At 40.2% G+C, this 16,670-nt stretch carries 13 protein-coding genes; all 13 read left to right on the top strand.

Going from position 1 to position 16,670, the window contains the following annotated elements:
• The first annotated feature begins 11 nt into the window (after nt 1–11).
• The 13 genes from JZO83_RS05230 (at nt 12) to JZO83_RS05175 (ending at nt 16,460) form a co-directional block, all read left to right on the top strand.
• Nucleotides 12–1,673 carry a PTS transporter subunit EIIC gene (locus tag JZO83_RS05230; RefSeq protein ID WP_207115153.1) on the top strand — a complete coding sequence of 554 codons (1,662 nt, stop codon included), beginning with the start codon at nt 12–14 and terminating at the stop codon, nt 1,671–1,673.
• Nucleotides 1,624–3,654 (top strand): PRD domain-containing protein, encoded by a 2,031-nt coding sequence (locus JZO83_RS05225; RefSeq protein WP_207115146.1) that lies wholly within the window; start codon nt 1,624–1,626, stop codon nt 3,652–3,654. The genes JZO83_RS05230 and JZO83_RS05225 overlap by 50 nt, the downstream gene beginning before the upstream one ends.
• A gap of 13 nt (nt 3,655–3,667) precedes the next feature.
• Nucleotides 3,668–4,111: a PTS sugar transporter subunit IIA gene (locus JZO83_RS05220; protein WP_207115145.1), complete on the top strand. Its 444-nt coding sequence runs from the start codon at nt 3,668–3,670 to the stop codon at nt 4,109–4,111.
• A gap of 215 nt (nt 4,112–4,326) precedes the next feature.
• The gene (locus tag JZO83_RS05215; protein ID WP_207115144.1) at nt 4,327–7,437 is read left to right on the top strand and encodes a SpaA isopeptide-forming pilin-related protein; all 3,111 of its coding nucleotides are present in this window, start codon (nt 4,327–4,329) and stop codon (nt 7,435–7,437) included.
• A 5-nt stretch (nt 7,438–7,442) separates the two neighbouring features.
• Nucleotides 7,443–8,711, top strand: coding sequence for an immunoglobulin-like domain-containing protein (locus JZO83_RS05210; RefSeq protein ID WP_242542432.1), 1,269 nt, complete (start codon nt 7,443–7,445; stop codon nt 8,709–8,711).
• A 183-nt stretch (nt 8,712–8,894) separates the two neighbouring features.
• Nucleotides 8,895–9,080 (top strand): hypothetical protein, encoded by a 186-nt coding sequence (locus JZO83_RS14375; RefSeq protein ID WP_242542430.1) that lies wholly within the window; start codon nt 8,895–8,897, stop codon nt 9,078–9,080.
• Nucleotides 9,081–9,090: 10 nt separating this feature from the next.
• Nucleotides 9,091–9,294 carry a hypothetical protein gene (locus tag JZO83_RS05205; RefSeq protein ID WP_206855256.1) on the top strand — a complete coding sequence of 68 codons (204 nt, stop codon included), beginning with the start codon at nt 9,091–9,093 and terminating at the stop codon, nt 9,292–9,294.
• A 14-nt stretch (nt 9,295–9,308) separates the two neighbouring features.
• Nucleotides 9,309–10,142 carry a hypothetical protein gene (locus JZO83_RS05200; RefSeq protein WP_207115143.1) on the top strand — a complete coding sequence of 278 codons (834 nt, stop codon included), beginning with the start codon at nt 9,309–9,311 and terminating at the stop codon, nt 10,140–10,142.
• Between the two features lie 20 nt (nt 10,143–10,162).
• Nucleotides 10,163–10,546 carry a PrgI family protein gene (locus JZO83_RS05195; protein WP_207115142.1) on the top strand — a complete coding sequence of 128 codons (384 nt, stop codon included), beginning with the start codon at nt 10,163–10,165 and terminating at the stop codon, nt 10,544–10,546.
• Entirely contained in the window at nt 10,482–12,932 is a 2,451-nt protein-coding gene (locus JZO83_RS05190) for a VirB4-like conjugal transfer ATPase, CD1110 family (RefSeq protein WP_207115141.1), read from the top strand. Before JZO83_RS05195 ends, JZO83_RS05190 begins: the two co-directional genes overlap by 65 nt.
• Nucleotides 12,929–14,854, top strand: coding sequence for a peptidoglycan amidohydrolase family protein (locus JZO83_RS05185; protein ID WP_207115140.1), 1,926 nt, complete (start codon nt 12,929–12,931; stop codon nt 14,852–14,854). Before JZO83_RS05190 ends, JZO83_RS05185 begins: the two co-directional genes overlap by 4 nt.
• Nucleotides 14,851–15,387, top strand: a complete 537-nt coding sequence (locus tag JZO83_RS05180) for a hypothetical protein (RefSeq protein WP_207115139.1) — start codon at nt 14,851–14,853, stop codon at nt 15,385–15,387. The genes JZO83_RS05185 and JZO83_RS05180 overlap by 4 nt, the downstream gene beginning before the upstream one ends.
• Before the next feature lie 50 nt (nt 15,388–15,437).
• On the top strand, nt 15,438–16,460 hold the full coding sequence (locus JZO83_RS05175) for a hypothetical protein (protein ID WP_207115138.1): 1,023 nt from the start codon (nt 15,438–15,440) through the stop codon (nt 16,458–16,460).
• Nucleotides 16,461–16,670 lie beyond the last annotated feature (210 nt).

Raw genomic sequence — 16,670 nt, 5'->3', positions numbered from 1 at the left:
ATTTTAAACAAATGATCATGCCAAATCTTAGTATTTTTATTGCTTGGGGTTTGTTATCGATTCTGACAACGATCACATCAGGGGATTTAAAACAGACACTGGTTCATGTTACTGACTGGTTGATCTATCTGTTACTGCCCATTTTGATCAGTTATTCTGGGGCAAAGCTTTTTGATCAAAAAGCGGCGGTAGCAGGCGGTGTTGCGGTTATTGGGATGGTCGTCGTTTCTGATCTGCCACAAATATTTGGCGCGATGATCATCGGTCTGATTACGGGAGCCATTTTTTATCGGGTGGATCGCTGGTTGGTCCCCAAAGTCAAACCTGGCTATGAGATGTTAGTGAATAACTTGATGATTGGACTAATTGGCGGTGTTGTTTGTCTTTTAGGCATACTAGTGATCCAACCACTTGTGGAAGGAAGCTTATCCTATGTTGGTCGCTTTGTTCATTGGCTTATTGCGCAACATTTATTGCCTGTCGTCAGTTTAGTACTAGAACCGTTAAAAATCTTCTTTTTGAATAATGTCATCAATCATGGGATCTTGACACCTTTAGGGATGGAAATGGCGCAACAGGAAGGACATTCGATTCTATTTTTGATGGAAGCCAATCCTGGTCCTGGAATAGGGATTTTAAGTGCATTTTTATTTGCTGCTGATCGAGAAAAAAGTCTCAAAGCAGGCGGTGCATTGATGATCCAAGCCATTGGAGGAATCCACGAGATTTATTTTCCTTTTGTCTTGATGCAACCCGCTCTTTTTTTTGCAGTCATGGTCGGTGGGGCAACAGGAACGTTTGTGTTCCAACTATTTGACAGTGGTTTGAATGCACCCGTTTCCCCAGGATCATTGGTGATTATTTTAGCAAATACGTCACCTTCACAATTCGCAGGTGTCATTTTGGGGATTGTTCTTAGTGCGCTTGCTACATTTATATGTGCCCTACTATTCATGAAAAAAAGAAAACCTGGGGAGTCAGTCATTCCGGAAAGGAGCCAACCGATGAATCAAGAGCCAATCAATCAAATCATCTTTGCTTGTGATGCTGGGATGGGTTCTAGCGCAATGGGCGCAGCTATTTTGAAGAAAAAGCTGATGGCACAAGGGATAAACATGCCTATTGATTATCGATCGATTTACGATTTAAGGAATCATGAAAAACAATTGGTGATCGTCCAAAAAGCACTTCTCCCCACAGCAAAAGAAAAAGCGAAAGAGAGCCAGCTCATTGCTGTTGAGCATTTTTTAGAAGTTGAATCGTATCTACCATTGATCAAACAACAACTCCATCAAACGATCGCTGAAGAACAGATCAAAGAGAAACGAGAAATCAAAAAACAAGAGGGAATCACAGTTGTTTTTCTGTATCAAGAAAAGCGGCGAGGCTCACAAACGATGGGGATGACGATTTTAATGGATCTAGCAAAAGAATATCAAATCGATCTAACCGTGAAAAAAACAGCTGTTGAAGATTTGGTACCTGAGGAAGAAGCCATCTATCTTGCGAGTGAAAGCTTGGCAAAAGCGTATCAGCTTGAACAATTCGTGGATCATTTGTTGATCATTGATCATTTTGTCAGTACTAAATCGTATCTATCATTAGTAAAGGAAGTGGATAAGGATGTATTTGTCACCAAGAGAAAAACAACTATTGACAGAACTCATCAATAGTCCGACGCCCGTTTCCATCCAAAAAATGGTCAATGTTTTACGTGTCAGCAAACGTACCGTGTATCGTGAATTGGAGCAGCTAGAGCAATCTTTACACGAAGCAGATGCTTCATTGAAAAAAATAGCGCGTGGCTCATTTGCGATTGAAGCAACACCAGAAACAATGGCACAACTGCGTCAACTAGTAAATGAAACAGAGTTGGAATTATCGACAACTGAAAGACAACATGCGATTTTATTGGAAATATTACTCACCAAGGAACCTTTATCTTTAGGTTATTTTTTAGAAAAGTATTTGATTAGTAACACGACTTTTTATGCTGATATCAAGCAACTGGAAACAAGTATGCAACAACTTCCATTAACGATCACGCGCAACCGTGGCTATGAAATCACTGGACCGGAAAAATATCGAAGATTATTGATTGCAAATATCTTAGAGTTGGAAATCAATGCGTATGAAGTGTTTCATTTGCTGCAATTTGAGCAGACAACCAATTTCTTTTTTCAATTCATCACGACAGAGAGTTTACTCCTTGCGCGTCAAGTAGTACGTGAAGAATTGGTTCAGCAAAAGAAAGAGCTAAGTGACCGTAAATTGGAACATTTAGTTTTGATCCTCAGTATCACGATCGATCGTGTCAAACAAAATCAAGTATTAACGAATGAAACCTACACAGGGCTAGTAAATAAAGAGTTATTACGTATTGCAAAAGCTTTATTTTCCAAAATTGCAAAGGAGACCCAACAACTCTATCCAGTAAATGAAATCGTCTTTTTTGCTAGTATGTTAAATGATTTCTCCAATTCGTTTGATCAGAATTTCTTTGAAGAAACCTTTGATACGCAACTCGCTTATCTTGTGAAGCAATTGATCCAAGTCGTGAGTGAAGCAACGAATAATCCATTTTATCAAGATGAAACACTATACAAAATGTTGTTGACGCATTTATCAGGCGTATTTTCTCGAGCAGTCCTTCAAGAAGAGCAGTTGACTAACCCAATCTTAGAAAAAATCATGGTCCAGTATCAAGACATTGCACAAGCAATCCGTCAAGGAATCGAACGGATCTTCCAAGAAAAGAAACTATCTGAAGAAGAAATTGCTTATATGGTTCTTCACTTTGCCAACTCATTGGAAAAAACGCCAAAGGACAGTACGATCAAAATCGCAGGTTTTTCCCCTAGTGGCTTAGCTTCGACAAGCATGCTTGAATTAAAACTAAAAAGATATTTCCCATTTATTCAACACATCCATTTTTATCGAATCGCTGATTTAAAGAAAATCAATTTAGAAGAAGAATATGACCTGGTCATTTCTACTTCGATTTTAAGTGGCTATGACGGGAAATATCTGTTGGTTTCACCATTGCTTCTTGAAGAAGAAATCAAGCAATTAAAAGCAGAATTTGCACGTTTGACCGAACACCGAACGGCAAACGTCCGGTTAGGCGATCAGCCTACGGTTATCGAAGATACGTATGAAGAGACGGTATCGATGATGAGTAAAATCAATCGATTACTCCAGCATTTCTTCATTCAAGAGCTAGACAATCCAGCAACAGTCGAAGCGACTTTAAACAGTATTTTTGACTATTTACCTACAGGATTGGTGCAAGATAAGGACAAAGTTTTTCATCGTTTAATAAAAAGATATCAACAAGCGCCAATTGGATTACCTCATACCAACATGGGACTGTTCCATACGTCTAGTTCTGAGATCACGGCACCATTATTTTGTATCTTTCAATTGAAACAGGTATTAGAAATTGAAGGAATGGATAAAACAAAAGTCGATTTATCAAGAATGCTTGTGATGTTAGCACCGTCCCCGATTGACGAAGCCACAGGGAAATTACTTGGAAAAATCAGCGGTGCATTGATCATGAACGATTTGAATACAGAGATTTTTCGTTCAGGTAATGAAGCAATCATTTATCAGTTATTATCTAAAATTTTGATCGACGAAATTAAAAAATAAAGGGGGGATAGAGATGCTTGAAATTCCAACGGAACACATTTGGCTGAACCAACAGTTTAGTAGTTGGGAAGACGCGCTCCAGACGATTGGCGAGCAGTTACTGGAAAAAGGAGTCATCCAAAAGGAATATATCGATGCGATGATTGCCCGTCAAGAAGCAACAAGTGTCTATATCGGCAATTTTGTGGCACTCCCTCATGGAAAAGTACAAGATGAACAGATTGTTAAAGAAGGTATTTTTTTGTTCCAAGTGCCTGATGGCGTTGATTTCGGGATAAATGGTGAAAAAAAGATCGCAACGATTTTGTTTGCTGTGATCATGAGAGAAAACCAACAATTAACAAGTTTACAAGAACTTGCATTCTTTTGTTCCGATGTCGATCAAGTAATGGCATTGAGTGATGCACAAACAGTAGAGGAAATCCAACAGATTTTAAAACAAGCTGAGGAATTTTGACGTAAAATACGCGACGACCAATCATTTGATTGGTCATTTTTTTTCGATTTTTTTGGGAGAATCTCGCCAAAATCGTAATTATATAGTGAAGGAGGTGCTCCGAAACGAGGTGAGATTTCTTACTTGATTTCAATAAGCAACAGCTGGGTGATTGAATCAACTTTCTCACTTTACAAGATCAAGCGACCACTTTATCAAATGAAAGGAGTTAAAAAATGAGGAGATACTCTAACTTGCTATTCTTGATTTTACCACTCATCATTTTATTTTCTATGATGACTCAAGTAAAAGGCATACCAGTCTCAGCAGAAACGTTGACTGGTGTCCCCGCCTATCAACCAATCACTGCATCTTTCCCCAACTATATGACACGCACGAGCTTACAACCAACCGCACAAGAAGACACTTGGGAAAACTTCAAGAAAGACCACCAACTGATCCAAGGACCGAACGGAAAATTGATCACCATAAGCTCTACGAATTATATCGAAGAGGCGATTCATAAACGCTCGCCAAGATTGCTTGACCCATTTGCCAATGAAAGTGTCGTTGTTGATCCAGCGATCCATATCCCTAATATTGATATCCAGCTATCAAACGGTGGCAGAGAATACGGGTGGTATGGAAAACGAGTGAATGGTGAGATTGCTCTATGTTTGGAGCAGGGTGTGGCTCTCAATATCGGTGAAAATAATGGCTACACTTCAAGTATCCAGAATACAGAATTATTAAAGAAAATCTCTTTGATCAAGTACTATGGCGTCATTGCGACAACTTACACGATGGAAAAAGAGTTGATGACTCAACTACTTGCTTGGGAGCAACAAGGGATCACACCTATCAATATCTCCGGCGTTTTGACCATGAGTGATTATCAAACATTCAAACGAACAGTGATGGAACAAGTGGAACGGTTCTATACCCAACCTAGTTTTCATGGACATATTATGAATATAAAAGTCGGCGAAAGCCAAACATTCACCGATACGTCTGGAGCATTTTCAAATTATGCTTCATCTCCCGTGCAATCAGTCAATGGAGTCACCATTGAAAAGCAAGGGAATCAAGTAACCGTTACTGCGACTAAAGAGGCATCAGAAGCAAGCGAGATCGCATTTGATTATCATATCCCTAGTAGTTATCAAGGCGCGATCGTCGTGTACCAACACCCTTATACACAAAATATGGTGGTAGGCAGAGTGCCACAGCTCACAAGAACTTCCTTTCAGCTTCGCGTACAAAAATATGGCCATGCAGCTATCCGAAAAGTCGATCAACAAACGAAACAACCATTAGCTGGAGCTGTTTTTCGTTTCACGACTTCAGAAGGACAGCAAAAAGAATTGACGACAGATGTCGAGGGAATTGCTATTTGGCATGATTTGTTGGTCGATACGATCGTTACGATCCAAGAAATCAAAGCGCCAGACGGCTATGTTTTAAATCCAGCCCCCCAGACAGTCACTGTAAAAGTGAATGAATTGACCAGTGTCACGTTAGACAATCAGGAACAGACCGCCAATTTGATTGTTATTAAAGAAGACGAAGAAACCGGTGATCTGCCTCAAGGAGGTGCTCAGTTGATTGGAGCAGTTTATAAATTAACGGATGAAGATGGTCGAACCGTGGCTGAATTGACGATGGAAGAGATGGATGGGCAGGCATCAGCTGAGCTCAAAGGATTGAAACTAGGAACCTATCATTTACAAGAAATCATTCCACCAAAAGGCTATAACTTAGATCCGACGATCTACCCGATCCATTTGACTTATGCAGGACAAAATGAAACAGTAGCTATCCATCGAAAAACAGTCACAGACCGTGTCATCAAAGGTCATATTGAAGGGTATAAATTTGGATCAAAACCACTTATTCCTACTTCTATCTTCGAGGCATTACAAGCATTGACAACTAGTCAAACGAACCAGAAACCACCACTTGAAGGCATTGAGCTGACAGCCTCCGCACATGCGACAGGAAAAGAATATGTCCAAATCACTGAAAAAAATGGCTACTTCAAATTTACAGATTTACCCTATGATACGTATACGATTGCCGAAACAAAAGGAACAGATGGCTATTTGATCATCGAACCTTTTGAAGTGACGATCAGTGAGGAAGGTTATACCCATTTCTTTTTGTTAGAAGATGAAATCATCGAATCACGCGTACATCTCATCAAGATTGATCAAGAAACAGGTGAACAAATCCCATATGCAGGTGCACAGTTCAAGATTTTTGATACTTGGGCAAATGAGGGTCAAGGAGCATTTGTATTCATGACCCGTCCGAATGATACAGAAAAAACTGAGATTTTTGAAACCAATCAAAAAGGAGAACTAGTCACAACCGAGAGTCTACCCTGGGGCGTCGATCGCTATGAGCTTCATGAGATCAAAGCACCAGCAGGTTATCTGCCAATAGAAGAACCATTGATTTTCAGTGTAACGGCAGAGCACCATCACGCGTTGATTCGTATAGAAGTTCCGAATCGTTTAGCAAGGCAATCGATTGCGTTGATCAAGCGGGATCGGTTGAATGAATCTCCTTTGGCGCATGTACCATTTGGTTTATATCAGTTAGGAAAAGCAGAAAATGGCGAGCAAACACTTCAATTCATTGAGGAATATTTAACGGATGAAGAAGGCCGAATCGACGTAATAGATTTGCCTTATGGAGAGTATCAATTGATCGAAGGAAAGCCCTTAGAAGGGTACTTACCATTAGAAGAACCGGTTGATTTTTCAGTGACTGTTGAGAAAGATGGGGAGTTGATCGTATTAGAAGCTTATAACGAACGAGAAAAATTAGCCTTAACGAGTTTGTTCACCTCCATTGATGGAACCAAGGAACTTGATCCGACAAAAGACAATCGCTTGAAAGATGTGGTTTGGGTCGAAGGACCAGCCATCGAAATCGGTCATGTATATACCGTAGTGACGCAGTATCGCAAAGTGGACACAGAAGAACTCATCGCCGAAGCAATCTCAACGTATACATCAAAGAGTAAAGAAGATCAGTTTGAAGTGTTTTTTGAACTGAAAGCCAATACGCTAAAAGACAAGGACCAATTGATTGCCACGCATATTTTATACTATGAGCCTGAGCAAGAAAACGAAGTTGCCAGAGAAGATGACTTAACCAATAAGGAACAAACGGTTCACTTCAAAACACCAAAAGAAGAGAAAAAAGAAGAGACTAAAAAGCAGGAAAACACTCGAGAACTACCGAAAACAAACAGCAGTAGCTCTTCGTTTCTTGTAGGGATAGGTACCCTATTTCTAGGAATAGGTGGCGTTGTATTCTATAAACAAAAAAAGGAGTGAAATGAATGGCTAGGAAAAACACACATATGAGGTTCGGATTATTCCTATTGAGTTGTTCAATTGTATTGCTGATCAGCGGCTGCAAACCAAGAGAAACAGAAGTCCCGCAAACGGCTGACTCCACAGTAAGCAGAAAGAATCAAGAAATCAGAGTGAAAGGATCAGAATCAAGTGACCTAAAAAAAGAGGATCACACTGCTCATTTGTTTGAGTTTGCTGCTCAATTGAGGAGGCCAATGAATCAACCCTCTGAAGCCACGATCAGAGATGAAACAAAGCGGCTAAGAATCGCGTATCTTGAAGCAACAACAGTACCTCAGATCGTCGAAAGCACAGTTGTAAGAAGCAACCAAACGCATCAGCCAAGAGAATTCGAGCAAACAATGACTCCTAATATACCTGTTACTCCAGAGGCATTAGATCAGTGGCAAGGGCCTATCGTTCATGTCAATGACCCATTGCACATTTTACCTAGAGGAACAGCGATTGATCCACTTGCATATTTTACTTTCATTCAAGGGAGCGATCCCAATCCGCTGATCCATTATACGCCCATCGATCCGAACCAAACGGGTTATCAAACCATGCAGATTTCAGCAATTGATTCAAAAGGAAACGTGAGTGTTGCGACTGTGACTTTTCTTTTTAATCACTCGCCAATCATTCAACAGGAAAAGAAAAGTCAACACGTAGCGATCGGTTCGAGTATTGATTTATTGGCAGGGGTTTTTGCTTACGATGAAGAAGATGGTGAATTGACCGCAGAAATCCAAGTAGAAACGACACTCCAAACAGAAAAAGAAGGAAGTTATGAAGTCATTTATTCTGTAACAGATCAATTTGGTGCAAGTACCAGTTTGATAACCAATGTGACGATCACGAATGAAGCACCAATGATTGTTGGCCCCAATCAGCTCGTCTTTCCTGTCAATCAGTCATTCTCTTTATTGGATTATTTCTCAGCAAGTGATCAAGAAGATGGCGTGATCAATCTTACTTCGGAAAATATCTTGGCATCTGATTTTGATCCCCAGGTACCGGGAAACTACTCTGTAAGAATCGGAAATGTGATGGATCGTTATGGCAAGCGAGCAATTGAGCGCACCGTCCATATTCATTTGACGAACGAAGCGCCCACAGTCACAAATACGCATATGACGCTCCCTGTTTTTAGTGAATGGAATAAAGAAAGCTATTTGGCAACACTGATTCTGGGAGATCGTGAAGATTCGGTGGATCAACTACAAGTGATGATCGATGTGCCACTTTGGTAGAAAGTCGACACTTCACGATTAGGTATCTATCGTTTTCCTCTTCAGATCCAAGATACACATGGAAAAATCACTCGAACTTTTGGGAGCGTCCACGTAGTCAATGAGCCTCCTGTATTTTCTGGAATTGAGGATAAGAGAATCGTTGTAGGTGAAGAGAAGCTGGATCTACTAGCAGGCATCTCCGTGACCGATCGTGAAGAGTACTTGAGCATAGCAGATGTTGAAGTCATAGAAGAAATCGCTTGGGACACACCTGGAAGCTATCCTGTTTATTTGTCGATCAAAGATTCGTTTACAAAAACGCGAGTGTCTTTTCATGTCATCGTGTTAGAAAAGAATCTAGAAATGCCAGAGATAACAAGCGAATAAGGAGAAACGAATGGAATATTTCAATCAAGCAATGTCACTATTTTCCAATGGAATCATTACCGCAGGCAGTTTACTGACTGTCTGGGGCATCATCCAATTAGGCGTTGCAATCAAGGAACACAATGGTCCAGGTATGCAACATGCCATTTTTCAAATCGTTGGTGGAGCAGTGGTTTTAGCTGCCGGTGCGTGGATCACGAATATTTCGATGTGAAAGGACAGAAGTGAATGGACGGTGCGATAGAATTTCTACTACAAACAATGGCAGAACAATTAAGTTTATCGACGAATCATAAAAACAGTCTGTTGCAAAACCTAGAACATTATTTGCCGGAAATCTATCGTTACAGCGTGACGATCATGGAAAGTGTCGTCAAACCTATCGCGTATTCACTGTTAGGTTTCCTACTATTGATCGAATTCCAGCAACTCACGCATCGCTTATACGGGAAACAGTCAGAATTTGGTGGTCTGGATCTATTCTTACCATTGTTTATCAAAATCGGCTTGACCGTATTGCTTTTACGGCATTTGATGGTTTTTCTCAATGCCATTATGGATGTGGGTATCTTTGTTAGCCAAGGCATCAATCAATTGGAAATCCCAGGTGTTACGGATCAAACAATGGATATTGTCGGTGTGATGGAGCAAATTGCTCAGTTAGGTTTTTTCGAGAAAATGACGTTGTTGATGATCTTACTCGTTCCATTAGTCCTATCGATCATTGTCAGCGTCCTTGCGCAAGTGCTGATCTTTTTACGCTTTTTGGAAATGTATCTTTATTTGAGTATTTCACCTTTACCGATCGTTGCTTTAGTAAACACAGAAATCGGACATGTCGGAAAGAATTTTTTAAAGCTTTTTGGCGCGGCATCTTTACAAGGGGTCTTGCTATTTATCGTGTTGAATATCTATCCGCTTCTAGTGAGTACTGTTTTTTCATTTGATGAGAAGCAAGGAATGATTGCCGTGATCAGCGCAATCGTTGGCAATTGCCTGGCACTATCTATGTGTTTGTTCTATACATTGAAATGGTCTAAAGCGATCATCGTTGCAGCATGAGTGAAGAAAGGCGTGGAAATATGGCAGTAGAAGTAGTAATTAGAAAAGAAATCAAAGAATACCAAGAAAAAATCTTTTTTGGTTTCTCACTAAGGCAGATCATCGTAATCGCTTTAACACTAGTAGTGATTTTGCCGATCGGTCTGCTCAATCATTTTGTTTGGGGATATTCTATCGATGATCTGGGCTTTATATTGATGTTTTTTACCAGTCCGATTCTATCTGTTGGTTGGATCAAAAAAAATCAGTTACCTTTGGAAAAATATCTCTTTGTTCGTTGGCGTCATTTTATCGCAACAAAGCACTATCCTTATCAAAATGCTCGTTTGGAGGAAGAACATGAGGGGATTTCAACGAGGAAAAACAGTAAAACAGAGAAACATCGAAGTGAACAAGGGAACTAAGAAATCTTCATTAGCCAAATTATTACACAAGCAAAAGAAAAAAAGAGGAAAAAAAGAGCGGAAATCAGCACCTCCCAAACATGCACAGGGGAAGATCCGTTATGAAAAAATGTATGAAAGTGGGATTTGTGAACTTCCTTCTGGCTACTACTCCAAAAGTATCCAGTTTTCTGATGTCAATTATCAAATTGCACCGAAAGAAGAACAACAAGCTATTTTTCAAAGGTATTGTGCCTTGCTAGATAGCTGTGATGAGCGAACGCACCTAACGATCACCTTGCGAAAGAAGCGCATCGAACAAAAGGACCTGGAAAAGCAATTGTTTTATGAAGAAACAGGGGAAAGACAGGATATCTATCGACAGGAATTGAATGAAATGCTTCGGCAAACAATGACAGAAGGCGGCAGGAATTTTAGTAAACAGAATATAGTAACATTCAGCACACAAGCCACTGATTATGCTCAAGCCAAACGTTCGCTTGAGCGCATCGAACAACAACTCAGCAATAGCCTGTCAGAAATCGAGTCGAGTAGTCAACCTCTTTCTGGAAAAGAACGGTTGCAGCTTCTCCATGAATTGATCAAGCCCAATGAATTATTCCAATTCAATTATATAGATTTGGTTTATAGCCGTTTATCCACAAAAGCAGTTGTGACGCCATCAAGTTTTAACTTTAAAGCAAAAGACTATTTCGAACTCGGTTCAAATTACGCCCAAGTACTTTATTTGAAAGAGTATCCCACTAAGCTGTCTGATAAGCTGATTTTAGAATTGATGGATATTGGTGAAGAGCTATGTTTATCGATCCACATTGATCCAGTGGATTCCGAAAAAGCGAATCAACTGATCCAAATAAAAAAAGCGTACATGGAAGGAGATAAAACGGCTGCGGAAAGAAGAGCAACACAAAAAGGGTATGATCCTTATTCGAGCATTCCCTATGAATTGACCAATAGTATCAAGGAAGCTGAAGCTTTATTAGATGACTTAGTCAAAACAGGACAGAAATTATATTTTGTCACCTTCTTAGTTTATTTTCGCGCTCAGTCAAAAGAACAACTTGCTGATATTGCGGAACAAGTACAACATATCGGACGTAAAAATCGTTGCACTTTCAATGCGTTGGACTATCTACAAGATGAAGGGTTCAATTCAGTTTTACCTTTAGGCAAGAATTGGATCGAGCAGCAACGAACGCTGACGACAGAAAGTACAGCAATCTTTATCCCTTTTTCCGCACAAGATCTCGACCATAGCGATGGGAAATACTATGGGCAAAATCAAACAACCAAGAATAGTGTCAGAATCAATCGTAAATTGCTAAACACGCCGAGTGGCATGATTTTAGGTAGTTCTGGTTCAGGGAAAGGTGTAGCCAAAAAATATGAAGTAATCACGACGTTACTTAAAAATCCAGAAGATGAGGTCATTTCGATTGATCCGGAAGACGAAGATACGGTCATCGGTAATGATTTTGATGCTCAAATCATCAATATCGCCCCAAATACAGATACATTCATCAACTTATTAGATAGTTCAGAAGACTTAAAGGGAGAGGCTGATCCGATCAAATTGAAAGCTGATTTTTTGTTGACTGCTTGTGAAGCATTGATTGGTGGCCCCACTGGGTTAAATTCAGCACAACGTTCAATCATCGATCGAGTCACTCGCTTGACGTATTTCAATTTCCAACCAACCTTAGAAAAGACAGCGCCGACACTCGCGGAAGATTGGTTTCCACTTTTAAAAGAACAACCAGAAGCAGAAGCGCAAACACTAGCGTTAGATCTAGAGTTGTACATCGAAGGTTCACTGTCGATTTTCTCTCAAACAACTAACGTTTCTTTGAATAAACGTTTTGTGATCTACAATACGAAACAACTAGGAAGCCAATTGAAAACATTTGGGATGATGGTTGTTTTGGAACAAGTATGGAATCGAGTTGTTCGTAATCGTGACCGAGGCATCACTACTTGGATCTATATCGATGAAATGCAGCTACTGCTAAATGATCCTTACTGTGAAAATTATTTTTTTGAACTCTGGAGTCGAATCCGAAAATGGGGAGCGATCGCTACCGGGATTACTCAAAATGTTGAAACATTATTATTGTCAGATAAAGCCCGCCGGATGTTAAGTAATACGGAATTTATCATCATGCTCAAACAAGCAAAAAGTGACCTAGATGAGCTGTCTACTTTATTCAGTCTTTCTTATCAGCAACAAAAACAATTGATCAATCCAATTAAAGGAGCCGGACTGATACGTGCGGGGAATGCGATCGTTCCTTTCTCAAATACTGTGGACGCAACAACAAAACTTTATGAATTGATCACCACCGACCCTGTTGAACGCCATAAATTGCGACAGGAAGTATCGCCATGACTCAATCTAAGATAACGACAGAAGCGGACAAGAGAGAAAGAAATCAACGAAGGAATATCAGTCATTTTCTGCGTAGAAAAATTGGCGATCCTATAAGAGGGATGAGTGGTTCCCATCAAAAAAAAGCTGACTTTTCTTTGGTGGAAAATAAAAGCCTACGCATCAATAAAGTCACTCCGTATATATTTATTGGTGCAAGTAGCCTAATATTTTTTCTTTTCTTCAGCATGATCGGGTTTGTTTCGTCTGCCACCGTCAAAACTAATGAGTTTGAATTGACACATGTCTGGAAATACTTAACCGAATTAGACGCTGAATTGACATTGGAATTAAAAACAACAGAGAAACCGATTTTAGTGAATGATCGAGTGGTAACTTCAAATGAAGTTGTGATAAGAACTGATATAGATGAGGTGTTAGTATATTTAGATTTGGCTTATGGGGATTACCGATTGGACACACCAGATGGACTCAAAGAAACGATCAAAGAGCTACATCAACAGTTGTGGCAAATAGATAGCAAGGAGGAACAAGTGAAAGTAATGTCACGACCATTGTCTCAAGTGATCACTTGGACGCCAGAGTGGCAAGAAAGACGGCAGTTGTTAGCGGAAATTGGTCTTTATGCCAGTTTGACTGAATTGAGTAATCCATTGAAAGAGGAAGATTCAGTGCGTATAACACAACGTTTTGGGTATTACGCAACGGATCGGGAAAAGCGACTATTTGAGGGAATAGTTATCCAGACAGAACCAAACGAGATCTTAGTCGCTGCCATTGGAGGAGATATTACAAGAGATCAAGAGAATGTAACAATCACAACAAATCACCAGAAAATTACTTATCACGATGTCGTCATTACAGCAAGTGAGGGACAAACTGTTTCGAAAGGTGAAGAGATCGGTCGCGTGAAACAAGATGAATTGCACTTGTCTTATCATAAAAAAGGTGACACAGTCAATCCTGCGTTTTATTTCCCCAACGTAATCGATAACGATCAGGGGCTGTTCGATTCAAGTGGCATAGGGACTACCTTCAATGAACAGAAATTTCGAGAAGTGATTTTGCTTCATTGTCATGCATTTAGCGATCAGGCAGAGACGATCATCCAAGCAGCTAAAGACAATGAGATTTCACCAATCGTTTTAGCTGCGATCATGATCCACGAAACTGCTTGGGGGACGAGTGAAGGGATTCGTGAAAAGAACAATCCAGGGGGCTTGATGCGAGAAAATGAGTTGCTTTCCTATCACACACTTGAGGAAGGGATCGCGGCCACTGCCCGAACGCTGAATCAATTGATCGTCGTTCAAAGACTGCTGACAGTAGAGCAACTTGGAAGTGTCTACTGTCCTGTAGGTGCAAGCAATGATCCACTTGGCTTAAACCAATATTGGGTACCAACGATCAAAGAATTATTTGTCCAACTAGGCGGCAGTAAAGATATGAGCTTACTCTGGCAAGCAGATCACACGCTTGGTCAACAGGTGTTGGCGCAAGCAAGAACATTGTATCGTAAAAATGTTCAATACTCGCAAGGATTTGAACGCGGAACCTTTCCTTATCATGATTGCTCCTCTTTTGTTTTCTGGGCGATGAGAGGCGTAGGTCTGCCTGTTCAACTTGGGAGCACTGAGACATTATATTCTTTAGAAGGAACGCTCCTAATGCCAATCAGTCGTGAAGATGTAAGAGCGGGTGATTTGTTTGTTTGGGGAAAGAAAGGACACTCTTTAGGCAGTTATGGTCATACAGGCATATTTTTGGATGAAGGAGGCAAAACGATCCTTCATTGTACTCCTGCTACTTCTCGCGGCTATGGTCAAGAAGGAGATATCGTCATCACACCATTTGAAGGATATGCGGGTGACTTCCAATTGGCTCCTGTTTATTTCTATCGATTGATGGGAGAAATCAAATGAACCTAACATCCAGTTTTCGTTCTCTTGTTCTTGTTATTTTACTGATAGGGGGGATTACTTTTAGCATTGGCTGGTCTGTCGGTTCTCGTTCACAAGAAAAAAGGCAAGAATCTGAACAGAAAGCCGGCCAACTTTCAGAAGCACAAGTGAAAGAATTTTTGCAAGCATATTATACGTTTGAAACAGTCGGTGAGAATTACACCACATACGTTGATTTTCTATCGAATAACATGCAGGAAAAGGCAAAAGCAGAACAGCTTAAAAAAGCGCATATCCCGCAACGTTTTGGATTTAGTCGATGGCTGACGAGCGAGCATTATTTCAAAAAAACAAATGATGAAGTGATCGAAGTTCTGTGTCTGGTTGATTTTACGACCTCTTTATTGAATGAAGAAGGGGATGTTGTAAAAAAAGAGATCCGCCATCGTGTGGGCGTAAAACTAACGTATCTTTATGAGACTGACGATCATCGCTTTTTATTAGATGATCTTGAGCAGTTGGTTTTGTTTCAAGATGACGTGACAGTTGGATGATGGACACGATGTACGATGGAAGAAACAAAATGAATAAGGGAGGGCAGCGTATGGCGAAAGAAACTGCAATCATCGACCAGATTCATCACTTACAAGTAGAAGAAACCCAGTTAGATTTGTTTCAGGCTTTGGAATATTTAGAAACTGAAAACCGCCGGGTCTTGATGGCAAACATACAAGGACATTGTCGCCTACGTATTTATGATCGTAAGGGAGTACTTTTGCTGGAGAAGATTCTACAATTTCCATTAACTGAGGAGATTGAAGAAGTATTAGATTCAGACTGGGAGAAAGTCAAAGAAACAAATAAAACAGAAAAGAAGATGCTTTTCACTGATCCAAGCAATAGGTGGAAAAAGTATCAGTTATCACGAATTGATTGGAAAAAGATCATCCAGCGATTACTTCTCAGTGGAGTAATCGTTTTTGTTGTTATACGAGGTGCCAGCATGTTTGTCGGACAAAGTGCAAATAACGAACCAAAAGTAACTGAGGACTCTCAGAACATTTCATGGCAGTCACTAGTCGAAGCAGGAGCATATGACGAAGCTGCTGAAAAATATCCGGATCAGTATCAACAATTGCTCGATCATTTAGTGGAACAACAGGAATTTTCTTGGGTTGAGAAGCTGAACGAGCAAAGACCAACAGGAAATGCGACGTTCGATCTAGCTTTTTATCAGAAAGATTGGGAAACAGTGATTGTGACCCACGTGGAACAATTAACAGAACAACGCCAAGTCAAGTTGGCAATTGCCTATTTGGAACTTGAACAAATCGAAGAAGCAGTTGTGTTGAATCGCCATATAAACCAGCCAGAGATTACTTTGACAATCGATCAGTTTTATTTGCAAGAAAGTCTTGATTGGTTGAAAGAAAAAGAAATAGACAAGGCGAAAGAGCTGTCTCAAAATATCCAGACGGAAGAATTGAAAGCGGTGATGGCGGCTTATATCGAGCAAGCAGCCATTATCTTAGATTTTATTCGCTTCTATGAGGATTCTTCTGATCGTTCTGACAGTGTAAAACTTTGGGAAGAGCGATTGGCTCGTTTGGGGGAATCAGTAGAATGAGAAGAATGCCCGACAGCACAACAATGCTACAGCCTGTTGGATGAGGTTTTTACAATATACCCAAAGATAGAAAAAGAGCTATTGTTTCTATGTCTTTAAGAAATGTCAAATATCTTGCATCACCACAGTCCTTTTCAATCCTCCATATTTTGGCACAAATGATCGTGCCAAAGTCCGACTATTTATCTCGTTCGTAAGCGGATACAATTT

The sequence above is a fragment of the Enterococcus sp. DIV1298c genome, from assembly GCF_017316315.1.
Classification (GTDB): domain Bacteria; phylum Bacillota; class Bacilli; order Lactobacillales; family Enterococcaceae; genus Enterococcus_B; species Enterococcus_B mangumiae.
Note: the sequence above shows the minus strand (reverse complement) of the source record. Positions and strands in the feature narration are given on the sequence as shown.